This is a genomic window from Legionella maioricensis, assembly GCF_023618015.1.
Taxonomy (GTDB): domain Bacteria; phylum Pseudomonadota; class Gammaproteobacteria; order Legionellales; family Legionellaceae; genus Legionella; species Legionella maioricensis.
Window position 1 is genome coordinate 47849 of the sequence record NZ_JAJKBJ010000011.1, and the last position, 22689, is coordinate 70537.

Consider the following 22689-nt stretch of genomic DNA (forward strand, 5'->3'; position numbering starts at 1 on the left):
AGAAAAGGTGCGTATAATTGGCACACTTTAACTAAATTGATGCAGAGATTATGAAAAAGAAAATCGATAGAACGAATAAAAAAACTGAGGGCACTGGTTTTGATTTTGCCAGAACATTACACGCATTGGATCAATTAGGCAGCGCCATTAGTAAAAATATCCAACCATCTCAACATAATGCACAAAAGATTAAAGATGAGATCGACGCTTATGGTAGATTATCAGATTCCTTTTCCCGTGAAGAATTAAGTGAAAAACAAAAAAGTGAGCTCAGAAAAGTAAGAGAAAAATATCGTGATGCACTTAAAGATATAAGAAGACAATTACCCTCTCTAATTGAAGCTCAAGCAAAAGAAGAAAAAAAGAATAACGATGCTTTCCAAGAACAACGTAGTAAAGTACAACAAACCGCTTCTAAAATACCAGACCTATTCAGGCGACTAAATACGGCAACCACTGATGTCCTGAATGCGACTACAGCAACAATGGATGGGAAACTCCAAGCATTCAGAAATTTACGCTTGGAATTGCATGAGGCACTTAGACAGCTTCCAGCAACAGTAGAAAGAACCGATTATTTTAAAAAAATAGATGCGTTGAATATCGATGTCAGAAACCATCAAGAAAAGGTTGCGAAGTCACTCAGAGAAATGAGAGCTCATGTGCAACAACGAGCAAAAGCTAATATTCAAAAAGTAGATGATTTGGTTGCAGAAAATAATGGCAATTTATTGCCGGTATTCTTCTTGGCAGCACCTGAAGAAGTACAACAAGCAGTGAAAAAGCTTACTAAAAATGCAAAAGTGATGAAAGCTCTTCAAGAAAACGAGCAATTCTTAGCATTACTAGGTACCGACCGTGTTGAAGAAGGGTTACTGCAAATTACCTCTGGAAGTGCGGAAAACGCTATTGTTCCAATATCGCAACAAAATCAACTTGCTGCACTTGAAACCCTCCTTGATGTATTGAGCCAAGATAAGAGCATTACATCAAAAGAAGTAGCGCTTGCTCGTCAATTTTTGGGAACTGTGGTTTCCTTGGCTAAAGGAGCACAAGCATTACAGAACGGGGAAAAAGAATACCTTACGTTGGTAACCCAAAAGGACAGCTTTGTTTATGTGTTGAATGCCAGCCTATATGACCTTTTAAATAGTCCTGAAACCGTAGGTAACATCTTCTCCACTCTCCTAGAACAAGGTGTGACTCAACCGTTACATATGCAATTTACCTCGCGTAAAGAGGCAGTAACACTAGCTGCTGTTATGAATAATATGGATGCCAAAGCCTTAACGGGACGTATGGGTTCTCTGTCACGAGAGGAGTTACTTAGTTTAACCCAGGGAAGTATGAGTGGTGCATTAGTAAAAGGGTCAGGTGGAGAACTTGCTGCCCTGACACAGGCAAAAACTTTACCCCAAATTAGTACATTAATCGCACGGTCGGCAGGTAACATTGAAGCGTTGGCTCGTGTTTTAGGCATCGCCAGTCCAAAACTGGAACAACAGCTAACGCAAGTGATGAGCGGATTAAACTCTCATTTTGTAGGTAAACCAACAACTGTTCGTGGTCCGGAAGCAACGTCTAACATAATGAAAGCATTGCTCACTATGGCATTCACTGCTCAGGATATAAATGCCATCATCAGCTTACCTAAAGGGGCGCCACAACGAGGAGCAATTGGTGACTTTGTTGCGAGCAGCTTCTATCCCAAGGTGTCTTTGGGGAATACAGTCATGCTACTGGATAGTTCATTACAAGCTGATCCAGTAGGAAGCCAGTTAATGTTGGGCATGGTACCAACGCCTCTTCAATTGATAAATGGACCAAAACAACCTCCATTAGCAATTAAGCCGCAACCAATAGTGCAAAATGACGTTTTAGTCTTTAACCGAGTTCAAAGCCTAGAACAACAGACCCATCTTGCAGAACAAGTTGCTAGAGAAGCGCGTGAGCAATTTGCTCGTGAAAAGGAAGAGCTGATGCGCAAATTAGCAGAAAAGCTTGTACAGGTAACCGAGCTCCATATGGATCAAAAAAAGCTGCTTGAAAAAGAAATTTCTCAACTAAAAGCGCAGTTGCTCTCGCTCACCAGCACAAGCCAACAAACCATTACCGAGTTGGAAAAGCAAGTTCAGCTCATGACTCAAGAGCATGCAAAAGAATCAGAAAAACAACTACAACAAATGAAAAATGAGCTGGAAGAGATTACGGCTGAATATGATTCTGAGAAGATGGAGTTACAACGTCGATTAGAAGAAAATGGTAAGACTATGGAAGAGATGGCTACTAAATTTAATTCTGAGAAGATGGAGTTACAACGTCGATTAGAAGAAAATGGTAAGACTATGGAAGAGATGGCTACTAAATTTAATTCTGAAAAGATGAAGTTACAAAGTCAATTAGAAGAAAATGCTAAGACTATGAAAGAGATGGCTACTGAATTTAATTCTGAGCGACATCAATCAGAAGAAAACCTTAAGAAGGTAGCGGGTATTTATGAAAGGAAACTACAAGAGCTTGCAGAAGAAAATAATCAGCTAAAGCTCCAATTGCACAAACAAGAAACAGTTGGTAAAGAAAAAATCAGCCATTTGCAAGAACAACTTAAGTTAGCCACTGATTCATTCCAGAGTCAATTAAAACACCAACAAAAAATGGCGGAAGATGCTTTGGCTGAACAAGAGATGTTACAGCAGGAATTAGAAGAAAGTCTGGATGTCATTACTCTTTATAGACAACAAGCTGAAGGGTTAACTCAACTGTTACTCAACTGCGAATCCAGGTTGAGACAGACGGAGCTATATCTTGATGAAACAAATAAGCAACAACGACTTCTTATAGAAGAGCTATTGAACGCTCAAGAAGAACCAGCGAATACACTGGACTTGAGTGTTCAAGCCGCAGAGTATGTAGCATTTCTGAATGAGTTTGAAAAAATATGTAATGTGTTGCAGGTTAAAGAAGCAGCTGATTCTATCTATTCAGATGCAACGGATGCAGCAGAAGATGCGTATCAAATTCTGAATGAGGTGGGCGAAGACTTCTTTGCTAATCCAACTCCCGAAACACTAGTCAATTTTAAAGCAATCTGTAAAGAAACCATGTCTACTGCTGCAATTGAATTGAGGCAGCACCGAGATATATGGCCTGCCATTCATCCTATCTTTAGAGGGATACTAGGTGTTCTTGCAACGTTAACGGTTATTCCTGCTTTACTGGTAGCTGGTTTATCAAAACAGGGATACTTGGGTAGTTTCTTTAAAACCACTGAAACCAACTCAGGTAAAGAACTGTCTCGAGTGGAATCTCTGTTTGACCGTGTAGAACATTCAATTGATCAGAATATGCAAATGGCATTTTAACAGAAGTAACCTAATAAAAAGGCCTCTTAGCGAGGCCTTTTTTATATCTTGAAATATCGCCAGTAGGGATTCAGTGAATGCAGTTCTCTAAGTTATCATTTAAATGTAAAAGTACTAGAAGATTCAGTTTTGTGAAACGTGGGGAAAGAAGAAGTGCATTTAAGTATCTCTTTTTTTAAATTCTTCAACCTCTTGTCCTCGCTCTTAAGCTCCTCTATGCCTTCAATAGCTTGCTTATATACTTGAACCTCACTATAAGTTGGTGGTGCTGTAACTGCCTCTAATCTTTTTGCATCTTCTAGCTTGGTAAAGTTCTCTGGGAGACTGATTTTCTTTGGGGTACTTCTTGTTTTTTTAGGGGCAAATAGAGAGAGTAAAGAGTGGGATATGGAACGAGTAAGGGAAGGGGGGGTATTGGAGGGGGCAAGCGTTAATGCCTCTATAGGGTGTGTTGGTTCAATAGATGTCTCTTTAGTATAGCGTGGAGATAGCAAAGGCAATATCCGTTTTGCTGAACTAGCCTCCTCTTCTCCTCTTGATTCCATAGACTTTTCTTTAGGGTAACGGGGAGATATCAAAGGAGAGACCCGCTGAATTGATGAGCCGAAGACCGTCTCCTGTTGCTGGAGTTCAATAGGCTGCTCTTCCAATGAGCCAGCTAACATCTGATTGTTTTTTTCAAACCACTGGCGCAGGATGGTTCCAGTTTTTTGCATCTTAATTACTAATGCCTTTTGTTCTTGATTCCATAGTGGTGGTGGAGTGACTTCTTTGTCTTCTTCCCATCTTTTTCGTGTATTCTGAAAGACGTCTGCTTTGTCTACTACTTGTCTAATTCCTTCAACACCGACCATTTCAGCAAGTACTGTTCTAAAAAACTGATTCGCCTTATTTATGGTCGTGATCATTAAGTCTTGGGAAGAGGTATTGGCGTCCAGCACGTATCCAAATTGAGATTTTAATTGTTTCGCCAGAAGTTTTTTCTCTTTTATGGTATTAATGGCCATCAAATCACTGGCTATACTATCAAAACCTATAGCTCCTTTAGATAGTGAGGATAGTGGTATATTTATTTGAAAACTGCCCTTTTCCGGAATGCACTCTTTCCAGATAATTTCAAGAATGTAACACGCATCAAATAAAGCTTGCTCAGCATGAGCCTGATTGACGCTATTGTTCTTTTCAGCAAGCTCTATATCTTCCTGAAACTCTAATTCAAACAGTGGTACTATTTTATCAGCATATTCAGTATATGTTTTTAAGTACCCTAAGTATCTGTTTAGGTGTTCCAGAAAAAATAAAGAGTCGGCTTTACGAGAGGCAATAGCTGCAGCTTGAAATCCAGCATATAAAGAAATGGGTAGCTTAGAACTACCTAGCCATTCTTTAATAGAATGACATTCATCAGCAATAGTTAGCTCATGCTCCAAAAGGCCCTCTATTTTGTTGATAGCCTCCCTGGCAAGAACCGGGACAAGAGTAGAGTCAATTTTAGTAGTAATCATATTCTAACCGATGGCAAAAAAATCACGCATTATGTCATAATTTATACAAAAAACAATGAAGCCATTGCATAAGAGAATCCTTAAATTATAAACAAGGAAATCCCGATGTTTTTTATGAGTTACATCATTTTACCACGCCCCTTTTTATTTTATTAAAAACATCAGAAGAAGCCCAAATAAGAGGCTCATTGATCAAAAAACCAATAAACCGTAAAATGCGCATCTCTTCTATTTAATGGTCAAGTCTATGTTTTTCTTTTCCCACGAAACCGGTGATGATTTGTTATTTACCGTGCGTTATATGCCTAAAATACTAACAACGACCATAAAATATGGTTTTTATGGTGCCTTATTGGGTCTTGGAGCCAGTTATGTATTTGCGGAAAGTTTGAATCGATATGCAGAACAAAATCATGATGGAGTTGATCTGACTGATAGCTACGTGGCAAATGATGAAGCGTTTATGAAGTTTTCTCGTAACAAGCATTTTAATAAGCGTACCCCCCCGATTTCGGAATTTCTCCCGGTTTATGGTGCTATTGTTGGCGCTGGCGCAGGAGCCCTATTTTCGTTAAGTAAAGTAGCCAATGACTTTTCCAAACAATTAAATGAAGATAGAGAAATGCGCAGACTAAATATGGTTTAATCTTTCGGCTCAAATCACAATTAGTTCTGGAGCAATCCGAGCCGTTATGATAGAATTTAAACCACCATTAAAGAGCTTATTCTTTCTTATATTTTTATGATGTTTTTTGGAGTTGTATATGTCTAAAACTGTGAATCAACAAGTAACATTCGATCATTATCAGGAAAAAGGATTCAAGCTTTTTGACAAAATAAGAGATTTGGAGGATTTAACTGCTCGCAGAAACTGGGTAATGATGCAAGTGGAAACTGACATTAAAATGAAAGAGGAGCTCGAACAATGGGAGCAACAAGTGAAAAATACAGGCAAGAAAGTATTGTCTAGTGCAAAGACCGAGAAAACTTGCGAGCTTCAAGATAAACATTATAAAAATTTCACCCCCTACGAAAGAATATCTGCGATTTTAAAAGATGATTACAACAATCAGAAATTTAACGGTCGAGGCAAAAGATTATTGATCGAGGAAATTGAAAAGTTAAAGCCAACCATAAAAACATTCTCTTTAAGCAAAGAGAATAAAAAAAATAAAGCCCTACTAAAAACCATGACCTCACTCGTAGAAAAATTAGCAGAATTAGAAAAAATGCAGCAAGAGTTACGTAGTCCCCAAAAAGCGACTCCAGACCAAGGTCAAGAAATAATCGCGTCAACCGGGAAAAGAAAAATAGAATCCAGCGATACTAAGCAAGAGCCCAAACAAAAAGCGCTCAAGAATGATATGTTTTCTCAGCGCGAGCAGCAATTTAAGACAAGAAAGAGTGCTGTAGTCAGTCCAACGGTAAAAGAGCATGAAGAGAGCACCATCAGAATGGAAGAAATGGACGGATTGGAAGGATCAAGAAGAAATTCCATTTCAATTTAAAAGACAGCGTCAAACCTAATCGCCACTGCATTGATTTAAGAAACGTCGTCGAGAGCGAAGCTAAGGATCTCCAAAATCGGGCTCATGCCTATTTCAGGAGATCTCTCGCTCAACGCTCGAGATGACGTTAGTGCTCAAGACCATATAGCTGAGCTCGGGCTATGAAGAATTCCCACAAAAGCAGCACCCTCTCTGTCATCCCTGCGAAAGCCTAATCTATCATCCATAAAGTGACAAAGTATCAGTGATGAACTCAGTATTAGTGGTATGTTTTAGCATCAATAAGCCTCGTATCACCTATTGATCAATATATGAACATCGTGTATACTTTGTGCCTTTAGTATTGACTCGAGGAAAGACAGAATGGCTCAATCAAATCAAGCGATAATTGATGAACTGGTACGAACCCAGGTTACGAACAGAAATTGGTCAAAAATTACAGATTTATGTGTCTCAGCAGAAACCCCTCCTAGTGCCCCCGTCATAGCTGATGTACTAAGGGAGGCTGCTTTTTTTGGCAAGCTGGATCTGGTAAAGACCCTATGCACCTTGAGGACAGAAAACCAACCCAATCAAGGGACAGTAAGTAGCGCGCTACAAAGAGCAATTGACGGCAATGAGTGGACAATTATTGTCTATCTTTGCAACTTACAAACAGACAATCAACCCAATCAAAAAGCAGTGAGTGCAGCCCTTATAAAAGCTGCAAATATGAATCAATGGAACGCTGTAACCAGTATAAGTTCTATAAAGACAAATAATAAACCAGATGCACCAGCTATCGCCGCCGCACTTGAGAGAGCGGCTTTATACGGGCAAAGAGCATTGGTAACCGCTTTCTGTACTCTGGAAACAGATAACCAACCCAATCAAGAGGCCGTCAATAAAGCGCTACGTAGTGCAGCTAATGGCAAGGAGTGGGTAATTGTTGCCGATCTTTGCAACTTACAAACAGCGAATAAGCCCGATCAAAAAGGAGTGAGTGCGGCCCTTATAATAGCTGCGGATGCGAATCAATGGAACCTAGTAGCCAGTTTACTCGCGATGACAACGACTAATAAACCCGATCAACAGGCGGTAAATCACGCCTTTACCAGAGCGATTTTCTGGGAACAACAAAATCTGATAACGACCTTTTGTGCGATGACAACCGATAATAAACCGAATAAAGCAACCATCAGTAAAGCACTTCAACAAGTTGTTGAGAAGGGACAGTGGAAGACGGCTTCGTGTTTATGTGCGATGACAGGGGACAATCAACCAGATGAAAAGAACATAGACTACGCCCTTGCAACAGCGTCTTTTTATGGAAGAAATGAACTGGTAAAAACCTTATGTGCTATGACAACAGCGAACAGACCCAATCAGGAAACGGTAAGTGCTGCGGTGCAAAGAGCAATTGACGGCAGTGAGTGGGAGATTGTTGCCTATTTTTGCGATTTACAAACAGAGAATAAGCCAAGTCAAAAAGCGGTCAGTAAGGCCCTTGTAGAAGTAGTGAATAATAGCCAATGGGACCTGGCAGCCAGTTTATGCGCGATGACAACGGAGAATAAACCAGATGCATCAGCCATCGCCTATGCTCTTCAAAAAGCAGCGTTCTATGGGCGCCTGCAATGGGTAAAAACGTTACTGGCTATGAAAACAGATAACCAGCCCAATCAAGAAGCAGTGAATAAGGCACTACTAAAAGCTGGTGAATTGAAAGAGTGGATGGTCGTTGCCGAGTTTTGCAACTTACAAACAGCGAATAAACCAAGTCAAGAAGCGGTAAGTAAGGTCCTTATACAAGCTGTGGATGCCGGCCAACTCCAATTGTCTCTAGTAATCGGTTTATGTCAAATGACTGCGGACAATCAACCGGATGCAAAGGCCATAGCCGACGCCCTTGCAAGAGCATCCTATCAGGGAGAAGAGGAACTGGTAGAAACCTTATGTACTATGACAACAGCGAACAAACCCAGGCAGGATGCAATAGATGGCGCACTACAAAAAGCCAGAGAAGGAAAAAAATGGAAGATTGTTGCTTATTTTTGCTCGTTACAAACAGAAAATAAGCCAAGTAAAGACGCAGTCAGCCAGACCCTTATAGCAGCAGTGCTTAATTCAAACTGGGAAATAGCGGCGTTACTCTGTGATATAAAAGCAGATAATAAACCAAATGCACTTGCCATAGCCTACACGCTTAAAAAAGCGGCTTGCTGTGCAGAAAAGGACCTGATAAAGATTTTATGTAGTATGGAAACAGAGAACAAACCCGATCAAAAAGCAATAAATACCGCTCTACAAAGCGCTATTAAATGGAAAAAATGGGAGATTGTGGATAGCCTTTGCTCCTTAAAAATTGCTAATAAGCCAAGCCAGGAAGCGATAAGTAATGCCCTTAGAGAAGCGGTTACTGCAATGCAGTGGAAGACGGCTACGTGTTTATGTGCGATGACGGGGAACAATCAACCGGATGAAAAGAGCATAGCCTATGCCCTTGCAACAGCGTCCTTGCATGGAAAAAATGAACTGGTAAAAACCTTATGTGCTATGACAACAGCGAACAGACCCAATCAGGAAACGATAAGTGCTGCGGTGCAAAGAGCAATTGACGGCAGTGAGTGGGAGATTGTTGCCTATTTTTGCGATTTACAAACAGAGAATAAGCCAAGTCAAGAAGCGGTCAGTAAGGCCCTTATAGAAGTAGTGGGTAATAGCCAATGGGACCTGGCAGCCAGTTTATGCGCGATGACAACGGAGAATAAACCAGATGCACCAGCCATCGCCTATGCTCTTCAAAAAGCAGCGGTCTATGGGCGCCTGCAATGGGTAAAAACGTTACTGGCTATGAAAACAGATAACCAGCCCAACCAAGAAGCAGTAAATAATGCGCTGCAGAAAGCTGCTGAATTCAAAGAATGGACGGTTGTTGCCGAGCTTTGCAACTTACAAACAGCGAATAAACCAAGTCAAGAAGCGGTAAGTAAGGTCCTTATACAAGCTGTGGATGCCGGCCAACTCCAATTGTCTCTAGTAATCGGTTTATGTCAAATGACTGCGGACAATCAACCGGATGCAAAGGCCATAGCCGACGCCCTTGCAAGAGCATCCTATCAGGGAGAAGAGGAACTGGTAGAAACCTTATGTACTATGACAACAGCGAACAAACCCAGGCAGGATGCAATAGATGGCGCGCTACAAAAAGCCAGTGAAGGAAAAAAGTGGAAAATTGTTGCTTATTTTTGCTCGTTACAAACAGAAAATAAGCCAAGCCAAGAAGCAATAACTGACGCCCTCCAAAAAGCTTCTTTAGACGGACAAACGCTTCTTGTAGAACCGTTTGGTACGGGTATTAAAAAAGAACCACAATTACCCGAAAAACAATCTAAGCGAGAAGACGAGACACATCAAGACGAAGAGCTCGAAGAAGTACTGTTACGCAAACTTGCAGAAGAAGAGAAGCAACGGCGTGAACTCCAAGAGGATGAACAACGTCCTAAGCTCCAAGAGGAACAACACCGTAAAGCCCAAGAGGATGAACAACGTCCTAAGCTCCAAGAGGAACAACACCGTAAAGCCCAAGAGGATGAACAACGTCCTAAGCTCCAAGAGGAACAACACCGTAAAGCCCAAGAGGATGAACAACGTCGTAAACTCGATGACGAAGTGGTGTTAGAACAAGAAAAACAATCTTCGTCAGACGAAATGCAACATCAGCAGAGCGAAGCAACACTACCGTATCAATCGTCGTTGTCGCAAATTGATGGGGAACTCGCCACTCTTCGTCGAAGAATTGGTCGTGTTGACCAACATCATTCTTCTTACGCTAGGGAAAAAGCAAGCGATTTATTAACAGGATTGGAAAATGCACGACGAGCCTATGAGACAGCTCTACGCGAGCAGAGCGTCCCTGCTTCACAGGCACGTAACACGTTTAATCAAACATGTTCTTCTTTAATCACTGATGCAAAACCAACATTGGAAAGAGATTTAGGCTGGGGTGACTATCTCACTGACCTGTTAAAAACACTGGTTAATGCAATAATTTGGCTGGGAACTTGTGGAAACAGAAACGCGTTCTTTGCCTACGCACCACGACCAGAATCAGCAATTGCCGTCGAACAAGCAGAGCAAGCTTTAGAGCTCGCTTGCTCGCAGTAGCGCATAATTTTTCCAAAGCACACGTCATCTCGAGCACCCAGCGAGAGATCTCCTGAAGAGAGAGCGGTACTTATCTTGGGGCTCTCTCACTGGCGTTCGAGATGCCGTAGCGTTGGCCTAAGGATTAAAGGCCTACGACCCTATCAAATTTTACAAAACACACTTTTTAGACTAAATAATAACAAAGAACTTCAATTAGAGTAATTATGAAAAAAGGGACTGCATTACTCATATCTTTTCTGGTGTTGATTCTTATCGCTTATTACGTCATGGGGCTTATCGTCCAGCGTACCTTCAATAATAATTTAAGCGCCATCCCCAAAACTTCCGTTCTGAGTATACATTTAGATAAATACCAGCGGGGCTGGTTTTCCTCTCGAGCCGTATTAGCGATTAAAATGCATATACCCGAACAAGCTATAACCGACAAAAATGGCGGTTCCAAGATGGACCCTGCCGTTGATTTTGACCTGGGATTTCCTCTGATTATTAATCATGGTCCTTTTATATTCACGGATCATGGCATACGCTTAGGGATGGGCGAGGCAACCACCCAACCTCAAACGCACTATAATGTGCTGGTGAATTATTTTAACAAAACCCTTTTCACCTATACCCTCCCCTCTTTTACGTTTAAAAGCACCGTTGGGCTTCAGGCCTTTCAATTTGAATGGCTGGGTGCAAGAGCCGTGTTTAGTATTGCCCCCAATATGAATAAATTAGATAGCCATTTCACCCTGTACGGATTGAACGGCACGGGTAATAATGTTCTATTCAAGCTGGGAGAAATCAGTCATCATGCTCAGTTTACCCATGCCCAGAATGGGTTGTGGCTGGGTCAGACTGATTTATCTATACCTTCTGCGACCATGAGTACAGGAGATAAAAAAAACTTTGACCTTGAATTGTTTAGGTTGATGTTAGGCTCTGACATCGCTGAAGGAGCATTGAATTTTAATTGTGATATATCCTTGAAAAAATTATTCATTGACGAAAAGACCTATGGTCCCAGTAGTTTAAAATGGGGGATTAAAAATCTGGATCCCGCGGCCATGGCCGATATCAATCAACTCGAATGGACCATGCTTGAAAACAATTCCGACACAAATCTGCTCAAGCTTAAATTATTAGCTGAATTGCCAAAACTGTTGTCTAAAGGTGCCGAATTAGAACTGTCTGAAATGATTTTAAATTTTCCCGAAGGTAAAGTTACAGGTAATTTTAAAATAATGCTGCCTCAAAACGAGAGTGATCCTGGTAAGTTACTGCAAAAAGCACATGGAGAAGGTCAATTTAAGGCGACTATTGCAGTAGTAAAACAGTTAATGGTGACTTTCATTGAAGATGACCTTAAAAAACAAGCCGAGAAAGCGGCCCAAACACCATCGTCTTCGCAATCTGGGACATCCTCTACGGCGATTATCGCTCCGCCCCCAAGCACCACCTATTTTCATGATGAAGCTCAAAAACAAATGGAGAACACCTTGCAGAACCTGGTCAGTAAAGGACTTTTAAAAGTTGATGGTAATGACTACGTGTTGATTTTCAAATTAGAAAATGAGCAGTTTAGTGTAAATGGACAACCATTTAACCCTGCCATGCTGCAGTAACGACAACTCTAATTGTTTAGAAGCAGCAATGGGGGGATTTAGTCTTTGAGCAGAACCACGTCATCTCACATGCGAGATGACGACGCTTTGAAAATCCCCTCTCTGCTTTAAAAATGACTGAAGTGACAAAAAATCAAGAAATCTCTTACAAAGAATTGCGCTCATTTCATGAGGTGATTTTTGTTTATTTTGCTATGCTTATAATACGAGGAAAGACAAAGGATGTCTTAAAAGGAATTTTCAAAATCTCAAGGATGAGATCAAACCACAAGGATGTGGTTTACCCCCCTCGTTTAAGTTATCACTCCTTTTTTAAATACATCACATCAATTAATGGATTTTAATTGGACAATAAAATCTTCACGCATTTTATAGAGAAGACAATTGTTTTTTAATCGTTCGATGTAACCCAACGCTTCCAACTTATTAACCGCCGCAACATTATCGTCAGTTAAATCATACCTCAAACGAGGCGAGGATGAATTTAGCAGGGCATGTTGCTCTACAACAAAAAATTCTCTGATGTTTTGATTTTCAGGATCGGAAACATCTGTCTTGATGAGACTCATAAAAAGAGGATGCTCATCAAACAATTTATTCCAGTCCATTTTTTTATTTTGCTGCTCTTGCGCAGTCTGCTCTCTATTATTAATAAATCGTTTAACGCCATATTGCCCTGCAATACCAATAAAAAATCCTGCTAATAATCCAGATAAAAAAGAAGGGATCATTTTAATTCTATTACCTTGAGAAAATTTACATTATAACAGGAAAAAAAAGAAACAATGTGAATTAAGATGTAAGAAATAGTATATGAACTATTGGGTAGCCTCGTGATATTGCGTTCAAATGAGTCCGATTTTTTCTTGAATGGGTCATAAGTCCTATTTTTTAAACATGGATTCATCTCATGGACATGGCTGGTGAAGAGATTATGCTCTGTTAACCTTTGTAGACGGCTCCCCGACTGTTTCAAATAATTGATATTCAATAGTACTAACGGGTTGCTGGCGTGCAATGGGTAAGACAAAACTGCTTATGAATGCCTGCCAAAAATTATAATATAAGCTGTTTTGCAAAGGATGTTCGTCGCTTGTCGGAAAACAAGGAGCATGATTGGCTTCCAGTAACCATACTTGCATGTCACTATCAACAATGAAATCAAAACCAAAAAGGGCCAGGGTTCGTTGTTTCTCAGCAATAAAAGCCTGGGGATATAGTTTACGTAAACCATTCACGGTCGCTGATACAATGGCCTTGATTTTAGGATAAAAAGGTTTAAATAAATCATATTGTTCAGTGCGAATTTGGACTACATTGAACTCATCCTCACTTAAATGTTCATTGGTTAAATGCGGGCGAAGATCACTGAAGTTATCGACTTGATAGGGATGAAGACCTACATTAAAGTATCCTTGAGGATAGAGATAAGCACCCGCATAATTAGTAAGTACCACAAACATACGAATACTGTATTTATGCCCTTTCTCTGGACCTTTGAGCAAATGGGGATGGGTTAGATATCGCTGTAACACATGTTCCCCCCCCAAACGATTGCCACTAAGATAATGCTGTTCTAACTGACTTAATTTTTGAAAAATCTTAATGTGTTGGCCATTATTCAATAAGGCTGGTTTTAATATCCAGGTCAAATGATCGATATGATCTAGCTGCTGGTTCTCACGTGTATAGTACTCATCAGCCAACTGATTCAAAATCAAAGGCCAGTTTTGATCATTAATACAATAAGTAACCGGCATGGCTTGCGAACAGAATTGAGCAATCAATTGCGCCAATAAATGTTTATACTCCAAGCATTCCGCCGCGGGCGCGTCAAACTGGAAGTTTTGTTCACTGAAATGAGCAAACCAATTAAAGCGTGTATGCCCCCATCCTTGCTCTTGCAAATAATGACACAAATTATAATAAGCCGGTGACTGGGATTGCCGTAAACAAAAGCGTAATCGTCTTGATTTTTGTTGCTGTTGAGCGACTAATTTGCGATTTTCTTTATGAGTGCCCATCTTCGCCTCCTGGTGTAACTCATAACCTTACACGTTAGGAAGCGTGCTTTAGGCTAATCATTTGAACTGGTTACAGGCTCAAATAGGGAAATTCTTCCTGTAAGAGTTGTACTACTTTTTCCAAATAACCCTTACCCTTAATGATCAGTAACAGGGTATCATCACCGGCTATGGTCCCAAGAATTCCAGAATCTTTTTCATCGGATGAATGGTAATTCACGTATTTTTGATCAATAAAATAGCCAAGGCTATTGGCATTACCTGGTTCGGTATGCAAAACGATGAGACCATAGTCTGAAACATGGATACCGAGTACCAAAGGTAAATTTGACGTTGCAAAATCAACTACCTTATATATCCCGGAAACTTTGGCAATCTTTAATTTTTTTAACCGGCGCGATAAAGTAGCTTGAGGCACTTCATAGCCTCTGGCCTTTAAATGGTGTTGTAGTTCGATTTGCTCAGCAATCTTATGATTCTGAATAATATTTATTATATATCCATCAAGTACGGCATCCCGTGACATAAACACTCCAAACAATGCTGAATTCAAACTCATTTCAATTGAAATTGTATCCATTGAGTAGCAATAAGGCAATAATGCTAATCCAGTTATATATTTATTTTCCAGAACAAGATCCCGCATTTCATTTATTATTAATTTTAGCAAAGATTAAACAAAACTGGATTAGAATAAGAAAGCACATGAATTTTTTTGATTCCAAGCGGTTATTTATAGATTTCTTGTCATCCTTGTCTTATATCCAGGGGAGCTCTTCTTGTAAGAATCCTCTCTTTTCCCACGAGCCCCCCTTAGTGATAGGACATCCTCATCGGCTATTTCCCCCGTTATCTTATTGAGTTTCAAAAATAGAAGTCGCTGAAATTATATTCAATATTATTTGGTTAAAAGTGCCTCTTTAATAATTTTTTGAACAAGATATTTGCTTTTTTAGGCGAGATTTTGGGATGACTTAAACAAGTAGCGGCACGTAGGGTTTACTCAATAAGGCTCGAGCGATGTGAATATATAGTCAAATAAGTGAAATTGTTTTCATTAATTATTGACAAAGAACTCCCAAACCGGGTAAATTGAATAAATGGATATAATTTGGATATATATTTATTATGAAATTTATTGCCTTAGGTTTGTTAGTTATTTCAACACTACTCTTATCAAGCTGTAACGAAGAAAAAAGTGCCAACACTCTGCACTTTGCCACCTCGGCAGAATATCCACCTTTTGAATACATGGAACAGGGGGAACTGAAAGGTTTTGATATCGATTTGGCCAAGTTGATTGCTAAAGAATTAGGCAAGGAGGCTGTTTTTGATAATATGCAGTTTAGTAGTATTTTACCCGCCGTTTCGTTTGGCCAGGATGATATGGCCATTTCCACCATTACCATTACTGCTGAACGCAAAACGAATCTGGATTTTAGCGCGCCTTATTATTTTGAAAGCATGGCGGTGGTATTTAAGAAAGAACAGCCCATCACCTCAGCAAAAGAGCTAACCAATAAAAAATTAGCCTGCCAACTGGGAACCACCATGGAAATATGGGCTAAAAAACAGGTCCCTACCGCCGAGCTCATTAGCATGAATAACAACAATCAAGCCATAGAGGCACTCAAAGCAGGACACGTAGAGGCGGTAATCATGGATGGGGCGCAAGGTCTGGTGTTTAGCCAGAAAAACCCGGGCTTATCTTATGCATTAATCGCCAAGTCAGAAGATGGTTATGGCATTGCCTTGCATAAAAACTCTCCCCTGACCTTGCAAGTCAACCAGGCCTTGAAGAAATTACAAGCCTCAGGAGCCATCCAAAAACTACACAAACAATGGCTAGGAGACACCCAATGGAAGAATTAATTCAAAATATTCTGCTCATAGGAAACGGCATCGTTTTAACCATGAAACTGCTCATTGGCGGTCTCTTAATGGGGCTGTTACTGGGGACAACCCTAGCCATAGTGCGACATCAAGGGATGGTTCAGGGCGTGATTAATCGCTTTATTTCCATCATGAGAGGCACGCCCGTTATTTTGCAACTGAGCTTCATTTACTTCTCATTGCCAGGACTGACCGGAGTACGACCCGACATTCTGCTCGCCGGAGTGTTGACCTTTGGTCTCAATAGCTCAGCCTATATTGCAGAAATCATCAGGGCAGGAATTGAACAATTACCTAAAGGTCAGTTTGAAGCAGCCAGTACCTTACAAATACCCGGTTTTTATTTATGGAAAGATATTATTTTACCCCAGGTAATCAAAAACATTCTGCCCGCCCTGGTTAATGAAACCATAGCGTTAGCAAAAGAAACCGCATTGATATCGACTATTGGCGGCATGGATTTAATGCGAAAAGCACAATCCATTGCGGCAGAACAATTTACCTATTTTTTACCCTTATGTATTGCCGGTGGTTATTACTATGCCCTGGTTGTACTGATTGAGTATTTAGGTAAACGAATAGCAAAAGGGGGTTATGATGTTACATATTGCTAATGCGTCAAAATATTTTGGCTCAACCCCGATACTAAATAAGCTCAATTTAGACCTCGAACCGAATACCATTCTGGGTCTCGCCGGACCTTCAGGCAGCGGAAAATCTACTTTACTACGATGCATCCAACAACTGGAGGTTTTAAGCTCGGGAACCATTAAAGTAACCGGAAAAAGCGGGTTTATGTTCCAGGACTTTCAACTTTTTCCTCATATGACGGTCCTTAAAAATCTGACTTATGCACCGAAATTACGTCTTAAGATCATGCATGGAGCAAAAAAGAAGCACTCACTACCAGGTAATAACCCCACTGACGGCCTGCCTGACAGCCTGGATGGCATACAAGAACAGGCTTTCAACCTGTTAACTGCACTGGGAATAGCCGACAAGGTCCAGTGCTTTCCGCATCAGTTGTCCGGAGGACAAAAACAACGTGTTGCCCTGGCACGCAGCCTAATGATGCATCCTTCATTATTGCTTTGTGATGAACCTACCTCTGGTTTGGACCCCGCAATGATAGAAGAAATTATTGTCTTGCTTCAATCGGTAAAAGCCATGGGCGTTACTATGGTGATCGCCTCTCATGACTTAACGTTTCTCACCCGGGTAGCCGACCGCTTGGTAGTCCTTAAAGGGGGTGAATTAATTGCTGACCTAAACCCCGCAGAGGTTGATCATCCTATTCATTATTTAAAACAAAAATTATCAGGAGCAGATTATGACCCCCAAAATTAAAAAAATTGTTTTAGCTTATTCAGGTGGACTTGATACTTCAGTCATGATTCCTTGGCTTAAAGAACATTATCCTAATGTGGAGATCATTGCCGTAATTTGCGATTTGGGCCAGCAAGAAGATCTGGTCGCCATCAAACAAAAGGCTATCAAGAGCGGGGCCAGTAAAGCTATTGTCTGTGATGTACAGCAAGAGTTTGTTACTGATTACCTTTGGCCATTACTCAAATCAGGGGCTCTATACGAAGACCAGTATATTTTAGGAACTATTTCGCGTCCCCTTATCGCACAGAAGCTGACTGAAATCGCAGCGCTGGAACAAGCAGATGCTATAGCTCATGGCGCTACCGGTAAAGGCAATGATCAGGTACGATTTGAGTACACCATTAAAGCCCTCGCCCCCCATCTTGATATTATTGCTCCCTGGAGAAGCTGGGAAATCAAATCAAGACAGCAAGCCATTGACTATGCCAAAGCGCACGGGATAGAGGTTCCAGTAACTCCCAAATCACCCTATTCCAGAGATCATAATATCTGGTACATCTCTCATGAAGGAGGTGTCTTAGAGGATCCGGCCCAGGAAAAGCCTGATGATTTATTACTGATGACCAAGCCTATTGAACAGACACCCAATACCGCAGAAATAATCAGTCTGGAATTCAAGCAAGGGGTTCCTATTTCGTTAAACGGTAATTCTATGAATCCGGTATTATTACTCAATACGCTAAATGCAATAGCTGGGGAACACGGCATAGGAGTAGCTGACATCATTGAAAATCGATTAGTCGGCATGAAAATAAGGGGAATCTACGAAGCTCCTGCGGCAGCGGTCCTCTATAAAGCCCACCAGATGTTAGAAAGCCTGTGCCTGGATAGATCGACTTTGCATCTAAAACAATCCATGCAATCGACTTATGCCAACCTTGTTTATGAAGGACGTTGGTTTACCCAGACTAAAGAGGCTTTGGATGCATTGATCAAAGTGACGCAAAAGCATATTACCGGAATCGTGAAACTAAAATTATTTAAAGGAAATATTATTTCCTGTGGTATGCATTCGCCGTTTAGTTTACATCAACCGGCTTTAGCAACTTTTGAAGAAGACAGCGTGTACAACCAACAAGACGCCGAAGGGTTCATTAATTTGTTTTCCTTATCCGCAAAGGTGTATGGCATGGTCCATCTGGGGGGGAGTTATGAGTAATAAAACCTGGGGTGGTCGATTTAAGAAACCACTGGATCCACTGACCATCCAGTTCAATGCATCACTTGCTTTTGATCACGTCCTTTATGCTTACGACATCCAGGGCAGTCAGGTTCATGCGACCATGCTGGCACGCCAGGGAATTATTTCTGCTGAAGAAGCTCAGGAAATTAATGCTGCATTGGCGGAGATTAAACTGGAATTACAAAAAGGCCAGCATGCTCTGGATGAAGCTTATGAAGACATTCATATGTTTATTGAACATTTACTGATTGAGAAAATTGGTGAAACCGGTAAAAAACTCCATACCGGCCGAAGCAGAAACGATCAGGTGGCCCTTGATTTACGTCTCTATACTCGCGATGCTGCTTCCAACATTATGGCTCAATTATATGCGGTGACCGATGTTCTCCGAAAACTGTCTTACCGACATGCTCAGGATAAAATGCCAGGCTATACGCATTTGCAGCAGGCCCAACCTATTTATTTAGGTTGGGTTTTTGATGCCTATCTGGCAATGTTTAATAGGGATATCACCCGCCTGCAAGACCTGAAAAAACGAATGAATTTTTCACCTTTAGGCGCCGGGGCACTGGCTGGGAGCAGTTTACCCCTAGACAGAGAATGGGTAGCACAAACCTTAGGATTTGACGGTGTTATAAACAACACGCTGGATGCAGTCAGTGACCGCGATTTTATCATGGAATTTTGCGGTGCAACCTCTGTTATCATGGTGCACTTGTCACGACTGTGTGAGGATTTGATCCTCTGGGCTACCCAGGAGTTTGGTTTTATTACTCTGGATGATGGGTTTGCCACCGGATCGTCCTTAATGCCCAACAAGAAAAATCCCGATATTTTAGAGCTGATCAGGGGAAAATCAGGTCGAGTGTTCGGACATCTATTGGGTATTTTAACCGTCATGAAAGGTCTGCCCCTGGCTTACAATAAGGACATGCAGGAAGACAAGGAGGGGTTATTCGATTCCGTGAAAACCGTCACCTCCTGTCTGACCATCCTTGCCCCATTTTTAGAAAGTCTGCATTTTAATACGGAACTGATGGAGAAAAAGGCAAACTCTGGGTATCTGGATGCGACCGCAACCCTTGAAACCTTGATTTTAAAAGGTGTTCCCTTCAGGGATGCACATCATCAAGTGGGGCAAATGGTAGCAGCCGCTCTTGACAAAGGATGTTCGCTGAGCGAGATCATAAATGAATCCGAGTTCTTATTGCCGGATACGGCGCTCACCAATTCATGTCCTAATGACATCCAACATCCTCCAAAATCCGCGGAGCAACACCCAATAAAAGACGCGAGCACGATCAAGCATCTGTTAACGGGAAAAGAATTGGAGAGCCATGATCTGTTACGTCTGCTTAAGTTGGCCAGCCAGATAAAACAAAATCCCGAGGCGTATCGTCAGGCATTGGCAGGAAAAAATCTGGCCATGATTTTTGAAAAGCCTTCCTTCCGAACGCGATTAAGTTTTACTTTAGCCATGGAAAATCTTGGCGGAACCGCCATAGAAAGTGTCAGTACTACTCGCAAGCAGGAGGAGCCGCGTGATTTAATCAGGGTACTGAATGGTTACTGCGATTACGTCATGCTCAGAACCCATGATGACAATGCCTTGCTGGAAATGGCGCAATTTGCAAAAGTACCGATTATTAATGGATTATCTGCTTTATATCACCCTTGTCAGGCGCTTGCAGATTTACTTTCCTTACAAGAACAGTTTGGCAAGCTTAATGGGTTAACTCTTGCTTATGTAGGCGATGGCAATAACGTATTGCACAGCCTTTTACTCATGGCGCCTTTAGTCGGGGTAAAAATCAATTTTTGCTGTCCTGCAGATCATCAACCCAACAATGAAATTCTGACGCAGAGTAAGCTGCTGTTTGATGCAATGATTCTTGCTTATCCTACTCCTGAAGCAGCAGTCCAGAATGCAGATGCCATTTATACGGATGTTTGGACCAGTATGGGCTTTGAACCTCAAGATGCGGAGCATCATTTTGCAGGATTCCAGGTCAATGAATCGTTGATGGAACAGGCAAAACCCGGGGCGGTGTTCATGCATTGTATGCCGATGGAGCGAGGTAAAGAGGTGTCTGTGTCATTACCTGATAGTGCTGCATCCATTATATTCTCGCAAAGCGAAAACCGGATGCATGTCCAAAAGGCGTTGTTAATTGATCTGGGATTATGAACTAATTAATAAACTGTTGTCCCCATGTAGACAGGGAACCATCCAATAAAGTAGCAGGTGCTAAATATTTGAATGGATTCCCTGTTATTAAAATCCTGTCCTTGATACTTCAGTAAAGCGTAGCCTGGCTGCTTGCATCCGGGAAAAACATCTATTCAATATAAAATAATTAGAAACAACAGCCCCTTTGATTATCACCAGCATTATCTCTGAGCGCCGTGAGAAATTCACCAGTGCGGTTGCTAAAAATCCCTTTATTAGCATCAGGATATCGATTCAGCACATCGGTAACGAGTTGTTGCACGTCACTATAATGAAAGGATTGATTTGCCAGCATCGTCAGTGCATCAATTTTAGTTTTCTTTCTATCTAAATTAAACGACCAGAAACATCCTCTTTCTCTTTCCAAACGGTTAATTAATCCCTGGATTTCGCGCAACTGTTGATTGCTTAAACAGCTTGTTGCGGATGGTGGCCGGAAAAAACTCCAGGAAGAAGGACTGGCGGAAACATTAGGTGTAGCTTGAGCAACCAATATTTGTTCCGTTAACGTCCGGTATTGAGCGGAAGTTAAATACACCACATAATATCCATCCTCAAATTGTGCTTTTTTCTTTCCTCTTCGTCCATTAACTCCGTGAGTATGTAATAATTCAATAAAAGCCAGAGCATTGTTTTTGCGTTTAAAAGAAATTCGGTAATTCTCATCCGCCCGAAAAACCCAGGGTCTTTCCCTAAGATTTAATGTCTGCTTGATATGATCCGCAACTATTTTTAAGGAGCTATCTACATGAGGCATATAGGTAAACTGAGTAGAGTTACTTTGTTGCCGCATGTCTTTTTGTTGTTTAAATTGAGTATTAAATCGTGCAACCATATCTCCATTTAATTGCGAATGTAATAAGACTAAATCAGACTGTTGCGCTATTTGCTCTTCAAGAGTAGTAGGATTTTTATGAGTGTATGCACCACCTATAGTGCGATCACTACCAGGATTAAGTAAAACAAGGTTTTCTTGCTCCTCTGCAAGAGCTTGGGCATATAACATCATATCCGCATGGATAACCGGCTTCATATACTGATTATCGGGCGAATAACTCGCTAAAAGAGTAGCGTCTTCTTGGGCAGCAGAATCTTGCGCCCAGACTACCCAATCGACTTGAATTTGATGCTTTAAAGCGGCTTCGGCAAAAGCCTTATACATTTTTTCTTTGGCTATTTGTTTAGAAGCCCTATCAAGTTGTCTGATATAAACGCCCACGCCGAACGCAGGCATGACCAAACGGCTCTTCCCTTGTTGTTTTACCGTATCCACGATGAAGTCAGCCAGTTTTTTACACTCTTCATCGTATTCTTTAACTTTGAGAGCTCTTTTACGACCATTTGGAGTAGAGAATTCTTCCAGATCGCTTGCAGATGAACCCATTAAGTTGGGGGCACAGGCAGTAATTACCGGGATTTCCGTTGGGTCTTCCAGTTGACTCCCTAAATAAAAATCAACTGGACCATAAACAAGTCTGTAACGGCTTAAACGACGATTTCCTGGACGAATATCTTCCCCCAAAGGAGCTAAAATAAGTTGTTCAGATGTATAAGCAACATTCTTTAAAGGAGGATAACCAATTCGCGTGGTATCAAGCTCTTTACCTTCCTCAATATCAAGAAAATCATCAAGAAAATAAATAACCTGTTGGCTTTGCTTCTCTTCCAAACGCTGTAATCGCCTTTGGTCCCCAGGAAGAAGAGCTGAGCGAATATAACGATCAATGAAACTCATTTGTTCTAAATAATAATCGTTATAAGAAAGTATATTGGCCATTGGTATCCTGATAAGCTCCTAAGTATCGCGGCATTATACATGGTTAATATTAAGACAACATT

General features: G+C 41.1%; 15 protein-coding genes and 1 pseudogene. 11 read left to right on the forward strand and 5 right to left on the reverse strand.

The genetic code is table 11. The features are described 5' to 3' along the window. The first annotated feature begins 50 nt into the window (after positions 1-50). The gene (locus LOX96_RS10285) at positions 51-3362 is read left to right on the forward strand and encodes a hypothetical protein (protein ID WP_250456365.1); all 3312 of its coding nucleotides are present in this window, start codon (positions 51-53) and stop codon (positions 3360-3362) included. A 95-nt stretch (positions 3363-3457) separates the two neighbouring features. Here the strand turns inward: LOX96_RS10285 and LOX96_RS10290 are convergent, their stop codons facing one another. After that, entirely contained in the window at positions 3458-4867 is a 1410-nt protein-coding gene (locus LOX96_RS10290; RefSeq protein ID WP_250422140.1) for a hypothetical protein, read from the reverse strand. 247 nt (positions 4868-5114) lie between these two features. Between LOX96_RS10290 and LOX96_RS10295 the strand changes: the two genes are divergently transcribed. The 4 genes from LOX96_RS10295 to LOX96_RS10310 all read left to right on the forward strand — a co-directional run bounded on the left by LOX96_RS10295 (position 5115) and on the right by LOX96_RS10310 (position 12131). Next, the gene (locus LOX96_RS10295; protein ID WP_250422139.1) at positions 5115-5513 is read left to right on the forward strand and encodes a hypothetical protein; all 399 of its coding nucleotides are present in this window, start codon (positions 5115-5117) and stop codon (positions 5511-5513) included. A gap of 130 nt (positions 5514-5643) precedes the next feature. Continuing rightward, complete coding sequence (locus LOX96_RS10300) at positions 5644-6375, forward strand: hypothetical protein (RefSeq protein WP_250422138.1); 732 nt, start codon at positions 5644-5646, stop codon at positions 6373-6375. A 363-nt stretch (positions 6376-6738) separates the two neighbouring features. Next, on the forward strand, positions 6739-10521 hold the full coding sequence (locus LOX96_RS10305) for a hypothetical protein (protein ID WP_250456366.1): 3783 nt from the start codon (positions 6739-6741) through the stop codon (positions 10519-10521). Positions 10522-10727: 206 nt separating this feature from the next. Continuing rightward, complete coding sequence (locus LOX96_RS10310) at positions 10728-12131, forward strand: YdgA family protein (RefSeq protein WP_250422136.1); 1404 nt, start codon at positions 10728-10730, stop codon at positions 12129-12131. Positions 12132-12457: 326 nt separating this feature from the next. Here LOX96_RS10310 and LOX96_RS10315 read toward each other — a convergent pair whose 3' ends face one another. The 3 genes from LOX96_RS10315 to LOX96_RS10325 all read right to left on the reverse strand — a co-directional run bounded on the left by LOX96_RS10315 (position 12458) and on the right by LOX96_RS10325 (position 14681). Beyond that, complete coding sequence (locus LOX96_RS10315; protein ID WP_250422135.1) at positions 12458-12862, reverse strand: hypothetical protein; 405 nt, start codon at positions 12860-12862, stop codon at positions 12458-12460. Positions 12863-13063: 201 nt separating this feature from the next. Beyond that, positions 13064-14155: an ATP-grasp domain-containing protein gene (locus tag LOX96_RS10320; protein ID WP_250422134.1), complete on the reverse strand. Its 1092-nt coding sequence runs from the start codon at positions 14153-14155 to the stop codon at positions 13064-13066. Between the two features lie 70 nt (positions 14156-14225). Continuing rightward, on the reverse strand, positions 14226-14681 hold the full coding sequence (locus LOX96_RS10325; protein ID WP_250422133.1) for an arginine repressor: 456 nt from the start codon (positions 14679-14681) through the stop codon (positions 14226-14228). Between the two features lie 602 nt (positions 14682-15283). Here LOX96_RS10325 and LOX96_RS10330 point away from each other — a divergent pair. The 6 genes and pseudogenes from LOX96_RS10330 (at position 15284) to argF (ending at position 20808) form a co-directional block, all read left to right on the forward strand. Further along, the gene (locus LOX96_RS10330) at positions 15284-16027 is read left to right on the forward strand and encodes an ABC transporter substrate-binding protein (RefSeq protein WP_250422132.1); all 744 of its coding nucleotides are present in this window, start codon (positions 15284-15286) and stop codon (positions 16025-16027) included. Further along, on the forward strand, positions 16015-16662 hold the full coding sequence (locus tag LOX96_RS10335) for an amino acid ABC transporter permease (RefSeq protein ID WP_250422131.1): 648 nt from the start codon (positions 16015-16017) through the stop codon (positions 16660-16662). The genes LOX96_RS10330 and LOX96_RS10335 overlap by 13 nt, the downstream gene beginning before the upstream one ends. Then, positions 16646-17395 carry an amino acid ABC transporter ATP-binding protein gene (locus LOX96_RS10340; RefSeq protein WP_348645845.1) on the forward strand — a complete coding sequence of 250 codons (750 nt, stop codon included), beginning with the start codon at positions 16646-16648 and terminating at the stop codon, positions 17393-17395. Before LOX96_RS10335 ends, LOX96_RS10340 begins: the two co-directional genes overlap by 17 nt. Further along, the gene (locus LOX96_RS10345; RefSeq protein WP_250422129.1) at positions 17379-18596 is read left to right on the forward strand and encodes an argininosuccinate synthase; all 1218 of its coding nucleotides are present in this window, start codon (positions 17379-17381) and stop codon (positions 18594-18596) included. Before LOX96_RS10340 ends, LOX96_RS10345 begins: the two co-directional genes overlap by 17 nt. After that, positions 18589-19809, forward strand: a pseudogene (argH, locus tag LOX96_RS17640) (argininosuccinate lyase); the annotation flags it as partial. The gene LOX96_RS10345 and the pseudogene argH, both read left to right, overlap by 8 nt. 18 nt (positions 19810-19827) lie before the next feature. Next, complete coding sequence (argF, locus tag LOX96_RS17645) at positions 19828-20808, forward strand: ornithine carbamoyltransferase (RefSeq protein WP_348645844.1); 981 nt, start codon at positions 19828-19830, stop codon at positions 20806-20808. Between the two features lie 169 nt (positions 20809-20977). On the opposite strand, the gene LOX96_RS10355 is transcribed toward argF, so the two are convergent. Further along, complete coding sequence (locus LOX96_RS10355) at positions 20978-22627, reverse strand: hypothetical protein (protein ID WP_250422127.1); 1650 nt, start codon at positions 22625-22627, stop codon at positions 20978-20980. Between the last annotated feature and the right edge of the window lie 62 nt (positions 22628-22689).